The 18,299-nt window shown below is 46.9% G+C and carries 14 protein-coding genes and 1 pseudogene; 11 read left to right on the forward strand and 4 right to left on the reverse strand.

What is annotated here, in order from left to right; genetic code table 11:
* The first annotated feature begins 426 nt into the window (after window positions 1-426).
* Window positions 427-1,878, forward strand: a complete 1,452-nt coding sequence (locus tag E5S67_RS27400) for a hypothetical protein (RefSeq protein ID WP_339382742.1) — start codon at window positions 427-429, stop codon at window positions 1,876-1,878.
* Window positions 1,879-1,891: 13 nt separating this feature from the next.
* On the opposite strand, the pseudogene E5S67_RS27405 reads toward E5S67_RS27400, so the two are convergent.
* Together E5S67_RS27405 and E5S67_RS27410 are read right to left on the reverse strand one after the other, a co-directional pair.
* Window positions 1,892-2,084 (reverse strand): annotated as a pseudogene (locus E5S67_RS27405) (transposase); the annotation flags it as partial.
* Between the two features lie 252 nt (window positions 2,085-2,336).
* Window positions 2,337-2,504 (reverse strand): hypothetical protein, encoded by a 168-nt coding sequence (locus E5S67_RS27410; RefSeq protein WP_172191963.1) that lies wholly within the window; start codon window positions 2,502-2,504, stop codon window positions 2,337-2,339.
* A 411-nt stretch (window positions 2,505-2,915) separates the two neighbouring features.
* Between E5S67_RS27410 and E5S67_RS27415 the strand changes: the two genes are divergently transcribed.
* From E5S67_RS27415 to E5S67_RS27440, 6 genes are all read left to right on the forward strand, one after another.
* Window positions 2,916-5,741, forward strand: a complete 2,826-nt coding sequence (locus E5S67_RS27415; RefSeq protein WP_172191965.1) for a hybrid sensor histidine kinase/response regulator — start codon at window positions 2,916-2,918, stop codon at window positions 5,739-5,741.
* Window positions 5,738-7,129 (forward strand): hybrid sensor histidine kinase/response regulator, encoded by a 1,392-nt coding sequence (locus E5S67_RS27420; protein WP_246277006.1) that lies wholly within the window; start codon window positions 5,738-5,740, stop codon window positions 7,127-7,129. The genes E5S67_RS27415 and E5S67_RS27420 overlap by 4 nt, the downstream gene beginning before the upstream one ends.
* Window positions 7,130-7,200: 71 nt before the next feature.
* A complete protein-coding gene (locus tag E5S67_RS27425) occupies window positions 7,201-7,581 on the forward strand; it encodes a MoaD/ThiS family protein (RefSeq protein ID WP_339382743.1) in 381 nt (126 codons plus the stop codon).
* A gap of 255 nt (window positions 7,582-7,836) precedes the next feature.
* Window positions 7,837-8,304: a ribosome maturation factor RimP gene (rimP, locus tag E5S67_RS27430; protein ID WP_172191967.1), complete on the forward strand. Its 468-nt coding sequence runs from the start codon at window positions 7,837-7,839 to the stop codon at window positions 8,302-8,304.
* 270 nt (window positions 8,305-8,574) lie between these two features.
* A complete protein-coding gene (gene nusA / locus E5S67_RS27435; protein WP_172191969.1) occupies window positions 8,575-9,864 on the forward strand; it encodes a transcription termination factor NusA in 1,290 nt (429 codons plus the stop codon).
* 286 nt (window positions 9,865-10,150) lie between these two features.
* Window positions 10,151-10,429, forward strand: coding sequence for a YlxR family protein (locus E5S67_RS27440; RefSeq protein WP_172191971.1), 279 nt, complete (start codon window positions 10,151-10,153; stop codon window positions 10,427-10,429).
* Between the two features lie 77 nt (window positions 10,430-10,506).
* Here E5S67_RS27440 and E5S67_RS27445 read toward each other — a convergent pair whose 3' ends face one another.
* Window positions 10,507-10,794: a hypothetical protein gene (locus E5S67_RS27445; RefSeq protein WP_172191973.1), complete on the reverse strand. Its 288-nt coding sequence runs from the start codon at window positions 10,792-10,794 to the stop codon at window positions 10,507-10,509.
* 54 nt (window positions 10,795-10,848) lie between these two features.
* Here E5S67_RS27445 and infB point away from each other — a divergent pair, with 54 nt between their 5' ends.
* The 4 genes from infB (at window position 10,849) to E5S67_RS27465 (ending at window position 17,238) form a co-directional block, all read left to right on the forward strand.
* Window positions 10,849-14,016 carry a translation initiation factor IF-2 gene (gene infB, locus E5S67_RS27450; protein WP_172191975.1) on the forward strand — a complete coding sequence of 1,056 codons (3,168 nt, stop codon included), beginning with the start codon at window positions 10,849-10,851 and terminating at the stop codon, window positions 14,014-14,016.
* 411 nt (window positions 14,017-14,427) lie between these two features.
* A complete protein-coding gene (locus E5S67_RS27455; RefSeq protein WP_172191977.1) occupies window positions 14,428-15,174 on the forward strand; it encodes a low-complexity tail membrane protein in 747 nt (248 codons plus the stop codon).
* A 241-nt stretch (window positions 15,175-15,415) separates the two neighbouring features.
* A complete protein-coding gene (locus tag E5S67_RS27460) occupies window positions 15,416-15,640 on the forward strand; it encodes a hypothetical protein (protein ID WP_172191979.1) in 225 nt (74 codons plus the stop codon).
* Window positions 15,641-16,050: 410 nt separating this feature from the next.
* Window positions 16,051-17,238 carry a glycosyltransferase family 4 protein gene (locus tag E5S67_RS27465; protein ID WP_172191981.1) on the forward strand — a complete coding sequence of 396 codons (1,188 nt, stop codon included), beginning with the start codon at window positions 16,051-16,053 and terminating at the stop codon, window positions 17,236-17,238.
* Window positions 17,239-17,385: 147 nt separating this feature from the next.
* Here E5S67_RS27465 and E5S67_RS27470 read toward each other — a convergent pair.
* The coding region (locus E5S67_RS27470; RefSeq protein ID WP_172191983.1) for a glycosyltransferase family 4 protein at window positions 17,386-18,299 on the reverse strand (914 nt) is incomplete at its 5' end.

The following is an 18,299-nucleotide window of genomic DNA, read 5'->3' on the forward strand; positions in this document are numbered from 1 at the left end:
TTTGATTTCCCCAAAATACGTCAATATACTTACACAAAGAAAATCATTTAGGATTGCTCTAGATATAGAAAATCATTTAGGATTGCTATAGTAATTTATTACCAGCCCAGTTAGCTCTGCAACGCCGAAAAAAAACTTAGGATTCCGCCTGAGATATAATTTTATTGCCAGAGAGAAGCAGACTAACGGGAGCCACACCTTCCGTCAAGTTTGATGGACTTTAATATTTTACCAGTATATTTTTTTACCTAACCAGGCAAAATCAACAATTCAAAATTCCCCAACAAACGCACGTTAAAATAAATACTAGCTTCCTCGATCGCAATCCGAGCGGAACCAGACAATTAGCCAGTTTTCCCTGTTTCCTTTTTTCAGCTATTACCAGTTACATCTATTTCGATCTGTCTACTTAATTAGGAACCGCCAGTGACACCAAAACTACAGCCCTCTCCAACTCCAAACTCTCACAAAAAATCACCAAAAGTACCTTGGTTCGAGCGGTTCATGGCACTGGTCGCCCTAGGAAATTTAAGCCTAGTAATATTTGACATAAGTTACGTACCCGGGCGAGATTTCTACTTCCGGCAACTGCCAGCTCTCACTCAAGTATACGACCCATTTAAAGGAATTAAACCCCACCGAGACACCCAGCAATATCTAGAAACCTTAGAAGAATTAAAAATTCAAGTAGTGCAAACAGGCTTGCCCTCCCCCCAAGTAGCAGCTAAATTGCAGGAAATAAATAATCTGAGCGCGAAAATGATCGACGAAGATCCCTTTCGAGTAGCATCAAAAAGCGGCACCCTAGAAAAAATAAAAGACCGGATGCGCGATCGCGCCCCCAATCCGCAAGACTCGGCTACACAATCATTCCAAACATTCTGGAGCCCTGACTATTTAAACAAACAAGGCTGGCAAAAAGAAATCAACTGGTTTGACACCAAAATCAAGCCATTAATCGCCACCAACTATTACCGCGAGATGGGAGAAAACGGCGAATTCACCGATAACTTCTGGCAAATCGACCTGCCATTTATTGCCATATTCGCGATCGAATTTCTAGCCCGTACCTACTCGATCAGCCGCCGCCACCGCAGCGTCACTTGGCGAGCAGCCATGCTCTGGCGATGGTACGACATCTTCCTGCTCCTCCCTTTCTGGCGCCTGTTGCGAGTATTACCCGTCACAATTCGCATCCACCAAGCCAAAATGCCGGATCTCCAACCCATACGCAGCCAAATCAGCCGAGGTTTCGTCGCCAACTTCGCCCAAGAATTGACCGAAGTGGTAGTAATTCAACTCATCAACCAGATGCAACAATCAATTACTACAGGCGAACTCGCTCGTCAACTCTTTAAATCCCCAAAACAGCGCTATCTAGACATCAACAATATCAATGAAATAGAAGCGATCGCCACCCATCTAGTGCAAATAACGGTCTACAAAGTCCTCCCTCAACTCCAGCCAGACCTAGAAGCCCTCCTCCGGTACAATATTGAAAACTTCCTCAAACAATCCCCCCTCTATCAAGGATGGAAGCAAGTACCCGGCTTGGGAAACCTGCCCGAACAGCTAGCACAGCAATTAGTTGCAGAACTCTCAAAATTAGTCACTCTCGGCCCCCAAGATGCCTACGAAGCCTTCAAAATCGCCAGCGAAGACCCCACAAGCATCAAACTCTCAAGCCAGCTAGTCCAACATTTCGGGCAAGCTTTAGGAACCGAACTGCAACAGCAGCACACCTGGCAAGAAATACAACTGCTGCTGTGCGACTTCCTAGAAGAGTTCAAAATCAACTACATTCAGCGATTGAGCGAAGAAGACTTCGAGAAAATTTTAGAACAAGCCAAAGAACTGCAACGAATAGCCCCGCGTTAGGGCGTGTCATCACTCGGAAGTCCCCAAACCGTTCGGGCAAGTCTCCCCACAGAATGCCCGATCTGTAGCGGTACAGCACCGCTTCCACGAACAACCGATTGTAGGCAGGCTGTTGCACACAAATAACCTTCACGTCCCGGCAACAAATCTTTGATCCTTTCCCACTGTTCATCCCGTAGGGCAAAACGGCGGCTTGCCCTGGCGATCGAATCCTTCTAGTCGGCTGTATCTCGACTTGACCTTCCTTTACATCAACTGATGACAAACCCTAGCCTTTAGAATTTGAAGAACCTTAAAATCATTGCCAGCCATGTGTTCACCTACAATACCAAATTCACTATTAAGTTTAGATAGTTAGATAGTTTCCCAGAATTAAAAGAATAGGCCTAACTCCTATCCTGTGTCATAATCCCCTCTGCTGCACCGCTTTACTTATTTTTTTCCTCCCCAATTAGCAATTAGCAATTACCCTGCTGTAACTCCTGCAAATAAAACTTGCTGGAATTGTAAAGGTTCACGTGCGATCGGCATTCTCTACTAGAGTCATCTGCAGGGTTGTGCATCACATCTTCAGCGCGGTAGTGAGTTAAACCGCCGTTAGGGTTCTCACCGGCCTGGGGTGTCATGTTTTTAGCCAAAAAGGTCAATTTTTTTAGACGTATATTATATCAATTTATATGTAAGTTTGATGAGATTATACTTTTTATACTCAATCTGTAAAGTAAAGTAAAAAACTACTACAAATAGCTCTAAACCAAGTAATCTATTAGATATGATTGCTAACTGGTTTCCTAAAGGCTAAAATAATTTGCCAATGCTAGTAAAAAATAAGGCGCGTCAGTATCTTTAGTCAGATTTAATTATACCGCTATCAGAGAAAACACGTAAGTAGTCATTCTTGTTTAAGCAAGTTACTGTCTCCAACTTTTCACTAACTATTATAGATTGCTTTTCAATATACATTTCCTCAGCCTCATTTCACTAAATCCACTGAGATTTTTCAGCCAACTCGTTACCCCAGGAGTAACACCAAATCAATGTCACACACATCTCCAACCACTTTTCTGTCAAACCGTTCTCAAAAAAAGCTGTCACTTCGCCTGATTTTAGTATTGCCATTCGTCGTGCAAATCTTTGCTGCCGTCGGGCTGACAGGCTGGCTCTCCTTACGCAACGGGCAAAAAGCAGTCAACGAAGTTGCTAGCCAGTTGCGGAGTGAAATTACTGCCCGCATCCAGCAGCAGCTCAACACATACCTAGATACAGCCCCTCGCGTCAATCAACTCAATGCCAATGCCATTCGACTAGGATACTTAAATCCAGACGAATTGGAAAGTACGGAGCGCTATTTGTGGGAGCAAATTCAAGCCTTTCCTTCTCTGCCCCAGATGGGTTTTGCTACTAAAACAGGAGAGTTCATTGCCGTTGAACGCCAAGAGAATGGAAAAATATTTTTTAAAATAGCAGACAAAGAACATCGGAATGAACTTCATATTTATGAATCTGATAGCAAAGGCAATCAAACGAAGCTCTTAAAAGTCTCCCGCAACTACAATATACTCAGGCGTTCATGGTATAAAGACAGTGTACGCTTAGGCCGGCCCACATGGAGCGAAATTTTTCCGCTTACAGGTCAGAAAACGCTCTCCCTCCCTGCCGGACAGCCCGTTTATGACGAAAGTGGCGAACTGCGCGGAGTATTCGTTGCTAATTTATTGATCTCTTTCCTCAGCGACTTTCTGCAAAGCTTAAAAATCGGTCGATCTGGACAGACATTCATTATGGAACGTTCTGGACTCCTAGTAGGCAGTTCAACTCTCAAAGAAGCATTTATCACCAACAATGGCAAACTCGATCGCCTGAATGCTTTAGATAGCACAGATGATTTAATTCGGCTGACAACAGCGCATTTAAAAGAACACTTTGGCAACCTCACTAAAATTAATAGCTCTCAGCAATTGGATTTTACGATCGCCGGCCAGCGACAATTCCTCCAAGTTATGCCCTTTCAGGATAGCCGAGGATTGGACTGGCTGATCGTCGTCGTCGTTCCTGAAAGCGATTTCATGGATCAAATTAACGCCAATACCCAGACTACCATTTTGTTGTGTTTGGGAGCCTTGGCGCTGGCTACCGTTTTGGGAATCTTAACCGCACGCTGGATTACCAGCCCGATTCTCCGTTTGAGCGCAGCTTCTAGGGCGATCGCCACTGGCGACTTAGACAAAAATGTGCAGGTAAAAGGCGTAGAAGAACTAGAAGTTCTGGGTCAGTCTTTCAACCTTATGGCACAACAGTTGCGCGAATCCTTTGAGGCGCTAGCCAAGACCAATTCCGAGCTAGAAATCCGAGTAGAAGAACGCACCGCCGAACTCACGGAAGCCAAACAAATCGCTGATACTGCCAACCAAGCTAAAAGTGAATTTTTAGCGAATATGAGTCACGAATTGAGAACGCCACTCAATGGAATTTTAGGATACGCTCAAATCCTAGAACGCTCAACAACGATGGCTCCGAAGGAACTCCAAGGCATCAGTATTATTCACCAGTGTGGTTCCCACCTCTTAACCCTGATCAATGACATCTTAGACCTCGCTAAAATTGAAGCTCAGAAATTGGAACTGTACGCGAAAGATTTCCATTTTCCTTCCTTTTTGCAGGCAGTCGCGGAAATCTGCCGCATCCGAGCCGAACAAAAAGGAATTGCTTTTGTTTATCAGCCCAGTTCGGAAATTCCTGCTGGCATCTACGCTGACGAGAAACGCTTGCGACAGGTACTAATTAACTTACTGAGCAATGCAATTAAGTTTACAGACTCGGGACGAGTGAATTTTAAGATAGAACATCTGGAAAAGGAAACAGGTGAAAACGTGCAAAGCAATGACCAAAAGCCAGCCTCACCAATCCACAAAATTCGGTTTCAAATTGAAGATACTGGTGTTGGCATGACACCAGAACAATTAAAAAGAATTTTTTTGCCTTTTGAACAGGTAGGAGACAGCAAGCGTCAGGCGGAAGGAACCGGGCTCGGTTTAACAATTAGCCAAAAAATTGTTGAAATGATGGGTAGTACCATTCAAGTAAAAAGTCAGTCAGGAGCAGGTAGTGTTTTTTGGCTAGATTTGGATTTACGGGAAGCGGCAGACTGGGCAAATACAACCACTATTGCCAAGCAACGAAAACTCGTTGGCTACCAAGGTAGAAAGCAGAAAGTTTTGGTTGTGGATGACAAATGGGAAAATCTCTCCGTCATTGTCAATCTGCTGGAACCCCTCGGATTTGAAGTAACCGAAGCTAAAAACGGTCAAGAGGGTTTAGAAAAAGTAGAAGAGTTTAAGTTCGATCTGATTATCACTGACTTGGTGATGCCAGTGTTAGATGGCTTTGAGATGATGCGCCGTATCCGAAATTTGCCCGACTATAAAGAAGCGGCAATCATTGCTTCATCTGCCAGTGTATTTGCTACAGATCAACATAAAAGTTTGGAGCGTGGAGCCAACGATTTTCTCGGTAAGCCCGTGCAGGCAGAAGAGCTATTTGAGATGTTGCAAAAATATTTGGAAATAGAATGGATATATGACGAACTAAAAAAGGAAAAAATCAGCACAAATCCCCTTTCCTCGGCTCCTACATCACTTTCTGAATCGACCTCTTTCATGGCTCCCCCGCCAGGAGAAATGGAACTTTTATTTGAACTGGCGATGAGAGGCAACGTGAAAGGAATTGTGAAGCGCAGTGAGCACCTAGAGAAATTGGATCAGAAATTTGTGTCCTTTGCTGTTGAGCTGCGCCAGTTAGCCCAAGGCTATCAGGTCAAAAAAATCAAAGAGTTTATTACATCCCACAGGATAGAAAAAGAATGAAGGCAGAAAATATGGAAACAAGCACCATCTTAATCGTCGATGACAACCCTAGCAATCTGGACGTGCTTTCTGAAGCTTTAGCTGGTTCAGGATGGGAAATATTGGTAGCAATTGATGGCGAAACTGCCATCGAACAGGCTGAATACAGTCAGCCTGATTTGATTCTGTTAGATGTGATGATGCCAGGAATTGACGGGTTTGAAACCTGTCATCGGCTGAAGGCAAGTCCGCTGACAAACGAAATTTCGGTGATTTTTATGACGGCTCTTTCTGACATAGGGGATAAACTCAAAGGCTTTAATCTAGGGGCGGTGGATTACATTACTAAGCCCTTCGATCAAAAGGAGGTATTAGCTCGCGTCAATTTCCATTTAAAACTGCATTTTTTGACTAAAACTCTCGCACAGCAAAATCTGCTTCTCAAACGAGAAATTGAAGACAGGCTTGCAGCAGAAGCAGCGTTACATCAGCTCGCGCAGGAGTTAGAAAAACGAGTGGAAGAACGAACGGCTGAACTTTCTCAAGCTTTGGAGAATCTTAAAAAAGCTCAAGTGCAAATCGTTCAAAGTGAAAAGATGGCTTGCCTTGGTCAACTTGTAGCTGGGGTGGCTCACGAAATTAACAATCCAGTTAGTTTTATCTCCAATAATATCCCTATTGCCAAGGAATATATTGCCGATTTGATCGGGATGACTAGGCTGTGCCAGCACAACGTTACTTCGACATCAGAATTTGAGGATAAGTCCCAGGAGATTGAGTTAAATTTTATTGTTGAAGATTTGCCAAAAATTATTGATTCAATGGAGCTAGGAACAGAGCGACTTTACAATCTTTCTATGTCACTGCGTAATTTCTCTCGGTTGGATACATCGGCACTAACGCCAGTGAATATTCACGATGGGCTAGATAGTACCTTATTAATTTTAGGGCATCGACTGAAATCTAAAGGAAGTTTCCCAGGAATTGCAGTGATTAAAGAGTATGGTAAATTGCCGCTAGTCGAGTGCTATCCTGGGCAAATCAATCAGGTGTTTATGAATGTATTAGCGAATGCAATTGATGCTTTAGAAGAGTCTACGATCAGTTGTCCGCTGTGCGGGGAAAAGAAACAGAGCAATGACACTCCACAGATTCGGATCTGCACTGAAATGCTTCAGGATGACAGAGTGGTGATTCGGATTGCTGATAATGGGGTTGGCATAACTCAGGAAGTAATGCAGCATTTATTCACGCCGATGTTTACTACTAAATCAGTGGGTAAAGGGACAGGTTTAGGTTTGTCGATTAGCCGTGAGATCGTAGAAGGAAAACATGGTGGTAAGCTGACCTGCATTTCCTCGCCAGAAAGGGGCGTAGAGTTTGTAATTGAGCTTCCTATTCAGCATTAGTAATGGGGATTTTTTATGGTGAATTTTAGTTTTGCTGCTTTGTCAATATACCGTTAATCATGGGATCGCCCATGTCTAATCTACCAATCACCATCACTGTCAAACTCTTTGCCGCCTATCAAGAAGCAGAGGGCTTGTCCGAACTGAAATTAGAATTTCCCAAAGAAAGCTCGGTATCGCAAGTCCTAGAACGCCTGAGTGCCACCAATCGTTCTATGGACGATCGCACCCGCTTCGCTATCAACAAGGAATTTGCCCTCGCCCCACCCCACTCCAAAACGGTGATGAAGTCGTCCTTATTCCCCCTGTCAGCTCTCCCCCTCTCCCCTCGGACGCTCCCCCGAGGGCGATCGGTTTGTCACCGGGCGGGCGATCGAGCTAAACTTAGAACAGAGGCCTCCCTTCGATCGAAAGAAGTCCTCAAACTTCTTGGAAGAAATTGTTTTACCTAGGAGTGGGTCAAGCCCACTTTTTTTGTTGCATTAGTCGCAGGAAAAGAGTTCAGGGAGTCTGACTTGCAAGTTGAGGACTGATTTAGTAGGGGTAATCCCCCCGCTTGAGATCCCTGCTGGGATGTTGGGTAAGTCCCAAAGTTGAAGACGAAAGTCGCAGCCACCTAATCAAACCACCTCAAAGCCAAGCAATCTCAACACCAAATTTTTCCTTGCCCGTGTCCGAGTTTAGGAGTTTTAACTTAAGTATTCGATATGACTCATCCCCTAATCCCACAAATCATTGACTTAGCTACCCCCGTTGCGGAAACACTGGGATTGGAAGTAGTGGGAGCAGTGTTTCACACCAACCAAAATCCTCCCGTCTTGCGGGTAGACATCCGCAACCTCCAACAAGACACTGGTTTAGCCGACTGCGAGCGCATGAGCACAGCCCTCGATGCCGAGTTAGAGGCAGCCGACATCATACCCGATGCCTACGTGCTAGAGATTTCCAGTCCGGGAATATCCCGATTGCTCAGCAGCGATCGAGAATTCATTACCTTTAAAGGTTTCCCCGTGACAGTCAAAGCCACCGAACCGGACTCGCGAATCAAAGAGTGGAAAGGACTGCTCCTGTCCCGGGATGAAACAGCGGTTTATCTCAATCAAAAAGGGCGACAGGTTAAAATTCCCCGCCCTCAGATTGTCAAAGTTGAACTAGACGAAGGAAAGGAGAGGTAAAGGGAAATTTTGAGTTTTGAGTTTTGAGTTTTGAGTTTTGAGATTGCCTCGCAGCAAGCTGAAAACGCTTGGCTGCGAGTTAATTTTTAACAATCCTATCTGTAGCAGCGGGTTGAATAGGGACAACAAATAAATTGTTACAGCACCGAGTTACCCTAATCCAATCCAGTAACTCATCACTCCTATTTCATCACTTTTTCTTGAAACTTTCCCAGTACAAATTACCGATTACCAGTTACTTATTACCACAGCAAAAAAGGAGCGTTTTATATGTCAATGGTTCCCCTGCCCGGACTAAAAGAAATGGTCGAAGGTATTAGCAAAGAACGCAATTTACCCAAACACGCCGTCCAAGCAGCCTTGCGAGAAGCCCTGCTCAAAGGATACGAACGCTACCGCCGTACCCAAAAACTCGATCACTTCAGCGAAGAATACTTCGACAACTTTGATGTAGAACTCGACGCCGAACAAGAAGGTTTCCGCGTTTTAGCCAACAAAACTATTGTCGAAGAAGTCATCAATCCCGATCACGAAATCTCACTTACGGAAGTGCAAGAAGTAGCCACGGAAGCTCAACCGGGCAGCATCGTGCTCGTAGACGTAACACCAAATCAAAAAGAATTTGGTCGCATGGCCGCGATCCAGACGAAACAAGTTCTCGCTCAAAAACTGCGCGACCAACAGCGCAAAATGATTCAAGAAGAGTTTAAAGATTTAGAAGAAACCGTTCTTCAAGCAAGAGTCCTCAGGTTTGAGAGGCAGTCGGTAATTTTAGCAGTTACCAGCAGCTTCGGTCAGCCAGAAGTAGATGCCGAACTCCCTAAGCGCGAACAGTTGCCCAACGACAATTACCGGGCCAACGCTACATTCAAGGTTTATCTCAAAAAAGTAGGCGAAGGCTCTACTAGAGGGCCGCAGTTACTTGTTTCTAGAGCGGACGCAGGTTTGGTGGTTTACCTGTTTGCTAACGAAGTACCAGAAATAGAAGACGGGGTGGTGAGGATTGTCGCCGTAGCCAGGGAGGCAAATCCGCCCTCCCGGCACGTCGGCCCCCGGACTAAAATAGCAGTTGATACTCTCGATCGGGACGTAGATCCCGTAGGAGCCTGCATCGGAGCGCGGGGATCGCGGATTCAGGTAGTAGTCAACGAATTGCGCGGCGAAAAAATAGACGTGATCCGCTGGTCTCCAGACCCAGCAACTTATATTGCTAACGCTCTGAGTCCCGCTAGAGTAGATGAAGTGCGTTTAGTTGCTCCAGAAGGCAGGAGAGCTCACATTTTGGTCGCTGAAGACCAACTGAGTCTTGCCATTGGCAAAGAAGGTCAGAACGTCCGCCTAGCAGCTCGCCTAACCGGTTGGAAAATCGATATCAAAGATATTGCTAAGTACGATCGCGCGGCCGAAGACAGCAAATTGGCAGCAGAAGCAACTAGGCTCGAAGAACTAGCAGGCGACTACGATGCAGACGAAGCGGGCGACTACGACGGCGACGAGGAAACCGCAGAATTTGAGGAAGAGGAGGCAGCCGCCACGGAGGAAACCGAAGCCGCAGTCTAAAAACTGTGACATTTACCGAAGAAGAATTCAGAATTCAGGAGCCAGAATCCAGAATGGGTTCTGTGCGACAGGATGGAGAATCGAGGTTGAAATCCCGCGATTTTAATCGGGGATCGCAAAAAAAATTTTCCGTGACCGTTACCCCTGACTTGGGGCATGGCGTATTTTGAATCCTGAATTCTGTCTTCAGACTCCTGACTCCTTGTCATAAGATTTTCTCTCTTCGGGAGACAAGGAGGACTTGTCCCCTACTGCCCACTCTCCCCATACTCCCCCTCTCACTCGGATGAAATCGAACTACCGGTGCTGTGCAAGTTGTCGAAAAATAGCTCCTAAGGAAGCTTTTTGGCGAGTAGTCAGGCTCTATCCTTCTCATCAGGTACAATTAGATCGTGGCATGGGCCGATCTGCTTACCTTTGTCGGGAAGGCGAATGCCTCAAAGCAGCTCAGAAAAAAAATCGACTTGGGCGATCGCTCAAAGCGCCTGTGTCTGACGAACTGTACCAAACACTTTGGCAGCGTTTAGCCACATCTGACTGTACATCTTACTCTGACCGGGCCTGACGAAAAACCGACAATAGTTCGGTATCGACTGTATAAACCCTCTTGGCAGCCCTACCAGTAATTACCGGTAGCGCCAGCTATAAAACCCCAATCCGATCTGCCCACCAGTCTGGAAAGATTTGTGTCAGATTAGATAAGGGTAGGGTACTACCAGAGGTATCCTCAAGGTGGAAAGGCAAACTTTGAAGCTTGAGAGAGTGGGTTTTGCCAAAACTCAGACTTCGGAGTTCCAAGTTCCCAAACAGACTTGAGAATTCTTCAACCGCAGACTTCAGCGAGTTGCATCTTTTTAGATAAAATTGCTGAGCGAGTACCAAAACCCCGATTCCTGACACTGAATCAATCACAGCGAATGATGTCGTCATTAGAACAAAAAATCACAATGTAAAAACTGGTTGGCACAAAAGAGGGCAGAGTGGATGAACAACGGCAAAGTAAGAATTTACGAATTATCACGGGAACTAAATTTGGATAATAAAGACATCTTGGCAGTTTGCGAACGGCTCAATATTTCAGTCAAGAGCCACAGCAGCACAATTACAGAATCCGAAGCAGAGCGCATTCGCAAAACGGCGGAAAAATACGTAGCCAGCAGCCACTCTTCCCCCGGCAAGCCAGCTCCCCCCGAAAGAGCAGCAGCGCCATCTAGAGAATCTGGCCCTCACCCTAACGACCAACAAAAAAAGCAGCAAATTTTAGAAATACGCAGTCCAAAAGTACGGCCGGCTGGTGCAAACTCCCAGCCTGCGGGCAACGAGGAGCAAAAAACCCAGTCTGGGGCCACCGTGGCAACTCCTCCCAAGTCGCCTGCAGCTCAACAACTCCAGCCTCCAGCTAAACCAAATATCAATCGACCTGTACTGTCGAAGCCAAATGTCGCTGTGTCGGCGGCTCCGTCAGAAGTGTCGGAAAATGTAGGTGCGAGCGCCCCGGAAACCACCGCCCAGGCTCAGGCACCTGCGGCACCTCAACCGCCGTCGGAAAAGGCTCCAGAACGCATCCAGCAACCGCCGAGCGCCCCTCCCGCGCCCTCGGCAAAACTCACGTCGCCGCCAGTCAGAGCGGCGTCCGAGTCGGCTAGCCGTAACCCACAAAATCTGGGAAACAAGCCGGTACTCAAACTTGCAAAAACCGAGCAAGAGCAATCAGGACAGTCAGAAACTCTGGAAGCGCCGGCTAAACCGAGCCGCCCCAGCAGACCTGCACCGGGATCTGCTACCGAATCTCGCGACGCGCAAAGACCGCGCCGGGAAGGCGCTGGTGGCCCAGTCAAAACTCCACTGGCCGATCGACCCCAGCCCGGCGGCCCGCGCCGGAGTCTTGCCCCCGCAACGTCAGCTACCGGGCTGCGTAGCCGGGGCGGTGGCACCGGAGCCATAGGGGATGACACTGATGACAATGAAGAAGATAATACGCCGTTGCTGGAGATTCCTCTCCTCGAAAGGCCCTCCCTCCCTCGTCCTGCCAAAAAGACATCGGTCATTTGGGAAGAAGATGATGACGAAAACTCAGATGCTGCTAAAGCTGCTAAGGCTGTTAAGGCAAAACGTTCTCGCCTCAAACCCATAGACGAGGATGATGATGACTTAGAAAACGGCTTGGATCTGCCAGCACCAGTCACGGTCAGCCTGTCCCTAGCCCGCCCAGCTAAAGCGAAGGGACAAGCAGCACCCAAGTCAACACCAACTCCGGGCGCACCCGGAAGCAGCGGAAAAAATAAGAGACCAGGCCCTTCTCACGATAAAAGTTCTTCTTCAGGCTCCAGCGGGGGACGCGGCAACCGGGGCAAAACAGCGGAAGCTAAGGTAGAACGTCCAGAAAAGCTGCTGCTGAGCAGGCCGATGACCGTTCAAGAACTAGCAGTTACTCTGGCTGTTCCCGAAACCGAAATTATTAAGCGGCTTTTCTCTAAAGGAATTGCGGTAAATATAACCGAAACCCTGGACATTCCAGCGGTGAGGATGGTAGCCGAAGAAATGGGCGTAGAGGTGGAAACCCCTGAAAAAGTAGCCCCAGCTATCAAAGTGATCGAGATGCTGGACGCAGCGGATTTGGAATACCTAGAACGCCGTCCCCCAGTAGTAACGATTATGGGTCACGTGGATCACGGCAAAACTACGTTGCTCGACTCGATCCGCAAAACCAAGGTGGCTCAGGGAGAAGCTGGGGGAATTACCCAGCACATCGGTGCTTACCACGTAGATGTGGAACACGAAGGCAAGAGCCAGCAGGTGGTATTTTTGGATACGCCCGGCCACGAAGCCTTTACAGCGATGCGGGCTCGGGGAACACGGGTTACGGACATCGCCATCTTGGTGGTGGCGGCGGACGACGGCGTGCGACCCCAGACAATTGAAGCGATCAGCCACGCGAAAGCGGCGAAAGTGCCAATTGTCGTGGCTATCAATAAAGTTGACAAGGAAGGTGCTCAGCCGGAACGGGTGAAGCAAGAGCTTACTGAGTACGGCTTGGTCGCAGATGACTGGGGCGGCGATATCACGATGGTTCCAGTCAGCGCGATCCGAGGCGAAAACCTGGATACGCTGTTGGAAATGATTCTGACAGTGGCGGAAATGGAAGACCTCAACGCCAACCCGCACCGACCGGCTAAGGGTACTGTGATTGAAGCTCACCTCGACAAGGCAAGGGGACCTGTGGCAACTCTGCTGGTGCAGAACGGCACTCTGCGAGTGGGCGATATTGTGGTCGCAGGCTCGGCTTTGGGCAAGGTGCGGGCAATGATCGATGACCGGGGCGAGCGCGTAGAGCAAGCAACTCCATCCTTCGCGGTGGAAGTGCTGGGGCTGCGGGAAGTTCCTCGCGCCGGAGACGAGTTTGATGTCTTCGCAAACGAAAAAGAAGCTGCTGCGATCGCCTCTGGAAGAGCTACCTCCCAACGAGATTCCCGCCTGCTGCAAGGCGGCCGGATCAGCCTCAGCGGCTTCTCTCAACAAGCTAAGGAAGGCGTTCTCAAGGAACTCAACTTGATCTTGAAGGCAGATGTCCAAGGCTCCCTCGAAGCAATTGTCGGCGCTCTGACTCAACTTCCTCAAAAAGAAGTTCAACTCCGACTGCTGCTATCTGCTCCTGGGGAAATTACAGAAACGGATATTGACCTCGCTGCAGCCAGTAATGCTGTAATTATCGGGTTCAATACTACTCTCGCCACTGACGCTCGCCTCGCCGCCGACCAAGCAGGCGTAGACGTGCGGGAATACAGCATCATCTACAACCTCTTGGATGACATTCAAGGGGCGATGGAAGGCCTGCTGGAACCCGAACTGGTGGAAGAACCTCTGGGTCAAGTGGAAGTGCGCGCTGTCTTCGCGATCGGTCGCGGGGCTGTGGCTGGATGTATGGTACTCTCTGGCAAAGTCATCCGTAACTGTAAAGTGCGGGTGCGTCGGGGCAACAATGTCGTTTACGAAGGTGTCCTCGACTCCCTAAAACGGATGAAGGAAGATGCCAAGGAAGTCAATGCGGGCTTTGAATGCGGCATTTCCTTGAGCGGGTTTAGCGACTGGGCGGAGGGCGATCTTATTGAAGCCTACCGGATGGTTACTAAGCGCCGGACTCTATCTCAATAGTTTTGAGTTGTGAGTGTTGGGTTGGAAGAGAAGTTTTGAGCGAAGGCAACTAAATTGCCGATCGCTCGCCACTATTCTCTTCGCTCAATACTCCCAAACTCATCACTCGCAACTTTTGTTTTCAACTTATAGCAGAAGGAAGAAGGAAAAAGGTTGTAGTTATCTGGGAGAAAAGGAAGAAGCAATAAAAGCAGAGATGTCAGCAATTAAAAACGTCCTAATCGTCTTGCCTGTTGCTGAAAATTCAAAATTTAAAACTCAAATAAGACTTACGCAAAGCAACCGATATTCTTCCCAAAAAGCTCGGTTTGACCGCTAGATATGTACTCTTCGCACCGATTTATGGGTCAAGAGTGCGTCTCAGACTGTTAAAACTCATAACTCATAACTCATAACTCATAACTATTTAAAGTGCGTTCTTTTTGGTCAGATCCTTTTTTGTGGATTCATCTTTCTGGGGCGGCTACACTGCCGATTTTCCTGGGACTGTGCTTGCTGGGACTCGCAGTGGGTTCTCCCCTGCTCCCTGTGTGGTTAGAAATGTTTTTAGTGGCTGTAGCAGGTATTGTTCCTGTGCTGTTGATGCAGTGGTTCCGCCCTTTTTACATTTTTAGTATTTTAGTGGTGGCGGTGAAACCGCAGAATTTAACTTCTTTGCAGCAGCGGATTCTGACTCGGTTTAAAACTAAGTTAAATAAAGGAATCGCTCTTTTTGTTGCTGTTTTGCTGGCAGTAATTTTGTGGCAGCTCTACCGCTTCGCTCCCCTCGCGGCTTCGGTGGCTCCCTTCCCTCCTTCCTTGCGGTGGGCTGGATTGTTGTTGGCAGCTTCTACTTTTTTCGCTAGCAATTTGTTTTTGCAGGTGTCTGCTAGTGTCATGGGGGTTTTGCTGACGCCGGAATCAGAATTTGCAGCGACAAAGCCTCATGTTTTAGAAAAAATTCGGCAGGATTTTACGATCGCACCTTGGCAAGTCGATCGACTTTTGCCGGTTTTCGCCGCCGAGACAACTGCCGCTGTGGCTGCACCCGCAGAGCCAATGGGGCAAGAAGCATCCGGCATAGGGAATTCGTCGTCAGGCGGCAGTATTGTCAACCCAAAACCTGCTGACATCAACGGCGTTACATCTCTACCGGAAGAGTCGATCGAAAAAAAGTGAAATAAAAAATTAAGATGGGCACACTTGTAGTTTAAGCTACTTTACTTTGGACAGATGTATGCTTTTAAACAAACAGGTAATTCCCCTTCTATGATTGAGATTATTAATAGTCTTAATATTTAATTTTTAATCGCAGGCTGTGGATATTTTATATTGGTTATTTGGAGAGAAGAATCTATAATAGAGAGTGTCAAGATAAGCTTTCAATCCTTACAGGGGATTAAAACAGAGGTATAACAATATGGCGAATTATCTACCGCTCCCACAACAGCCTCAAGCCGGAGAGCCGATCGAGCTGTGCGAAGATTCTGAAATCTGGGGCAGTCTCAAAGAAGCGATCGGCGCAAGTTCGGGATTTCAACGCTGGCAGCTAGAACTCAATTTTGAGCGTCAGCAGCAAAATGCCACCATCGATCAGCAGGTTCGTTCCTATCTGCGGGAAACTTTAGAAACTTTGGCTTACTGAATTGCTTAAAACCAAATATTGTCACGGTTTGTGAATTTTACAGGCAAATTTTGCTGGCATCCCCTCCAATATGCTAAGTGAGTACCCAAAGTGAGCAAAGAGCCCAACTTCGGACATCAAATTGCAGGGGAGAGTATTTCTGCTTACTAAGTCTGGATTAATTCCCGCATTTTACTTGCAGCACACTATCAGAAAAATCAAGAAAAAATTAGCCTAAAACCCCCCATACAAAGCGACTGCAGCCGCTATCTATTGACGTGACCGTTGCCAAAACTCTTTATAATAAGGCTGAAGCAAAATAAAATTAATAGTGCGGTCGTGGCGGTACATCAAACCGTCCCAATCACCGTGTTTACACATCTTTTGCACCGTAAGTCCTATTAAATACTGTACAACCAGAGTTGAGGAAAATGCGCTTAGTCATAGTTCAGTATGCCGGCGATTACGCAGAAGCCTTTCAGCGTTTAGCCAAAGGTGGAAACGAAACATACTACGCTCAAAAATATTCTGTTGATGCCGTTACCGAGATGGCAAAACAAGCGGAGTCCGTAACTGTTATTTGCTGCATGACACCAGAATTTAACGATCGGGTTCTAGAAAACGGCGTGCGGGCGATCGCTTGCGGATTTAATCACAAAATTAATTACCCAAAATTGATCCAGTTAATTGCCGAGCAAAAGCCGACCCATTTAGTGATGCGGACGACTCTTACAGATGTTTTCAAGTGGGCAATTAAAAACAAAATTAGAACCATCGCTGTATTTGCAGAATCTATTGCGACCAAAAGTTGGCGAAATAAAATACGCAACTATTTCCTAGCCAAGTTGTTGAATAACAAGCAAATAGAATGGGTAGGGACTTACTGCCTTACTTCATCTTTATTGTTCAAACAAATTGGAGTGAAACCAGATAAAATAATCCCTTGGGACTTCCTGATAGAGACCAATCCCGGCTCTTTGTCGCCGAAAGAACTCCCACCGACCCTCAACACTTTGAAACTCTTTTACGCGGGCTTGTTAATACAAAGCAAGGGAGTTGGTGATATCTTAGAAGCCGTAGCAAAGCTAAAAGAGCGGAATATATCAGTTAACTTAAAATTGGCAGGTACAGGCGAAGAAGAGTTTTTTGCCCAGCGAGTCGAACAGTTGCAAATTAAAGATTCTGTAGAATTTCTGGGAGTAATACCAGCTCAGACTATAGAACCCTTAATGAGAGAATGCGATCTCGTTTTGGTTACTAGCAGGCACGAATATCCCGAAGGTTTTCCACTGACTATTCAGCACGCTTTACGCACTCAAACACCGATAGTAGCTTCGGATCACCCGATGTTTAAAATCTATTTGAAGAACGGCGTTAATTCCATGATTTTTGAGGCGGGGAACTCTCTGGCTTTAGCCGAATGTATCGAAAAAGTAATTTCGGATTCAGCGCTTTACCACAATCTTTCTGTCGCTTCTCACTCAACCTGGTATGAGTTGCGCCTACCTGTCAAATGGGCAGAATTGATCGATCGCTGGCTGGATGATTCCCCTGAAAGCAAACAGTGGTTATTTGACAAACGGCTGGCTTCTGGAGGCTACAACTCAAGGCAAAGTTAATAATTAGGTCGCTCTAATTAAACTTGAGTAGGACTTATATGCAGTCCTGTCATATAACCACCATCAGGCAAGTAGTGAGGACGAAGAGTCGTTTCTTAAAGATTTTAGGCAATAAAGACTCTTCGTCAGTCCTCTCCTTTTTAGTATTTATTTTGCCTGCATTTTTTCCCGAATCTGCTTTCCGCGCTGAGCAGCAACTTGTGGCCAAGTCAACTCCAAAGCTCGCTGGCGGGCGGCGGCTCCCATCTTAGCCCGCAAATCAGGAGAATTAGATAGTTTTCGCAGTCCCTCCACCCAGGCGTCTGTATCGTAGGGATCGAGAATTATGCCGTCAATGCCATCACGCACAACACCGCCTCCTCCCATCGGTGAAGTCAGAATCGGCAAACCATGACCCATTGCTTCATAGATAACGAGTGCGCTACCTTCCTCCAGACTGGGAAAGGCAAAAAAGTCAGCTTGGCGATAGGCAGAACTGTAGTCCAAGGCATAATCAAAGTGAACTACATCAGGACGTTCCAGCAAATGGCTGCAAGTTTGAGAGATCGCCGGTTCGAGTCTGCCAAAAATTGTCAGTTTTCCCTTAATCCCTGCTCGCTCCCAAGCCTGCAAGAGCAGGTGAGTCCCTTTGCGGACGCAGGCAAAACCGAGAAACAGGATGTTAATTTCCTCTGACGGCGGTTTGTGGGAGTTATAATTGGGGAAATTCTCGGGCGACCAACCTTCAGTGGTTAACAGCAGTTTTTCTTCAGGAACTCCGGCTTCTTGAAACGATTTTACTACTGCCGGACTGGGACAAAACAGAAAGTCAACTAGCTTGAGTTTTTGCTCTTCGTTCTTAATTGTTTCTGGGGTAATTGCGTGTTGAGGTTGCAATTCCAAGCGAGAGTAAGCATCGTCAAGGATACTCTTAGCTTGCCTTTGACAAGTATTAACTCGCTCCCAGAAAATTGGCTTGCTCTGCTTGTTGACGCTCTTTACAGTATCTAAGGAGAGACCGGGCCACAAGTAGGCAGCATCAAAATCTTTGAGATCTTTGAGAAAACGCTTCTCTGTCTTAA

Source organism: Microcoleus asticus IPMA8 (assembly GCF_013179805.1).
Classification (GTDB): Bacteria; Cyanobacteriota; Cyanobacteriia; order Cyanobacteriales; family Microcoleaceae; genus Microcoleus; species Microcoleus asticus.

What these genes read in the sequence shown, in the direction of transcription:
- E5S67_RS27410 (WP_172191963.1), bottom strand. Translation starts at nt 2,504, where the DNA reads ATGACACCCCAGGCCGGTGAGAACCCTAACGGCGGTTTAACTCACTAC.
- rimP (WP_172191967.1), top strand. Translation starts at nt 7,837, where the DNA reads ATGACTCATCCCCTAATCCCACAAATCATTGACTTAGCTACCCCCGTT.
- nusA (WP_172191969.1), top strand. Translation starts at nt 8,575, where the DNA reads ATGTCAATGGTTCCCCTGCCCGGACTAAAAGAAATGGTCGAAGGTATT.
- E5S67_RS27465 (WP_172191981.1), top strand. Translation starts at nt 16,051, where the DNA reads ATGCGCTTAGTCATAGTTCAGTATGCCGGCGATTACGCAGAAGCCTTT.
- E5S67_RS27445 (WP_172191973.1), bottom strand. Translation starts at nt 10,794, where the DNA reads ATGACGACATCATTCGCTGTGATTGATTCAGTGTCAGGAATCGGGGTT.
- E5S67_RS27440 (WP_172191971.1), top strand. Translation starts at nt 10,151, where the DNA reads ATGAAATCGAACTACCGGTGCTGTGCAAGTTGTCGAAAAATAGCTCCT.
- infB (WP_172191975.1), top strand. Translation starts at nt 10,849, where the DNA reads ATGAACAACGGCAAAGTAAGAATTTACGAATTATCACGGGAACTAAAT.
- E5S67_RS27460 (WP_172191979.1), top strand. Translation starts at nt 15,416, where the DNA reads ATGGCGAATTATCTACCGCTCCCACAACAGCCTCAAGCCGGAGAGCCG.
- E5S67_RS27425 (WP_339382743.1), top strand. Translation starts at nt 7,201, where the DNA reads ATGTCTAATCTACCAATCACCATCACTGTCAAACTCTTTGCCGCCTAT.
- E5S67_RS27420 (WP_246277006.1), top strand. Translation starts at nt 5,738, where the DNA reads ATGAAGGCAGAAAATATGGAAACAAGCACCATCTTAATCGTCGATGAC.
- E5S67_RS27415 (WP_172191965.1), top strand. Translation starts at nt 2,916, where the DNA reads ATGTCACACACATCTCCAACCACTTTTCTGTCAAACCGTTCTCAAAAA.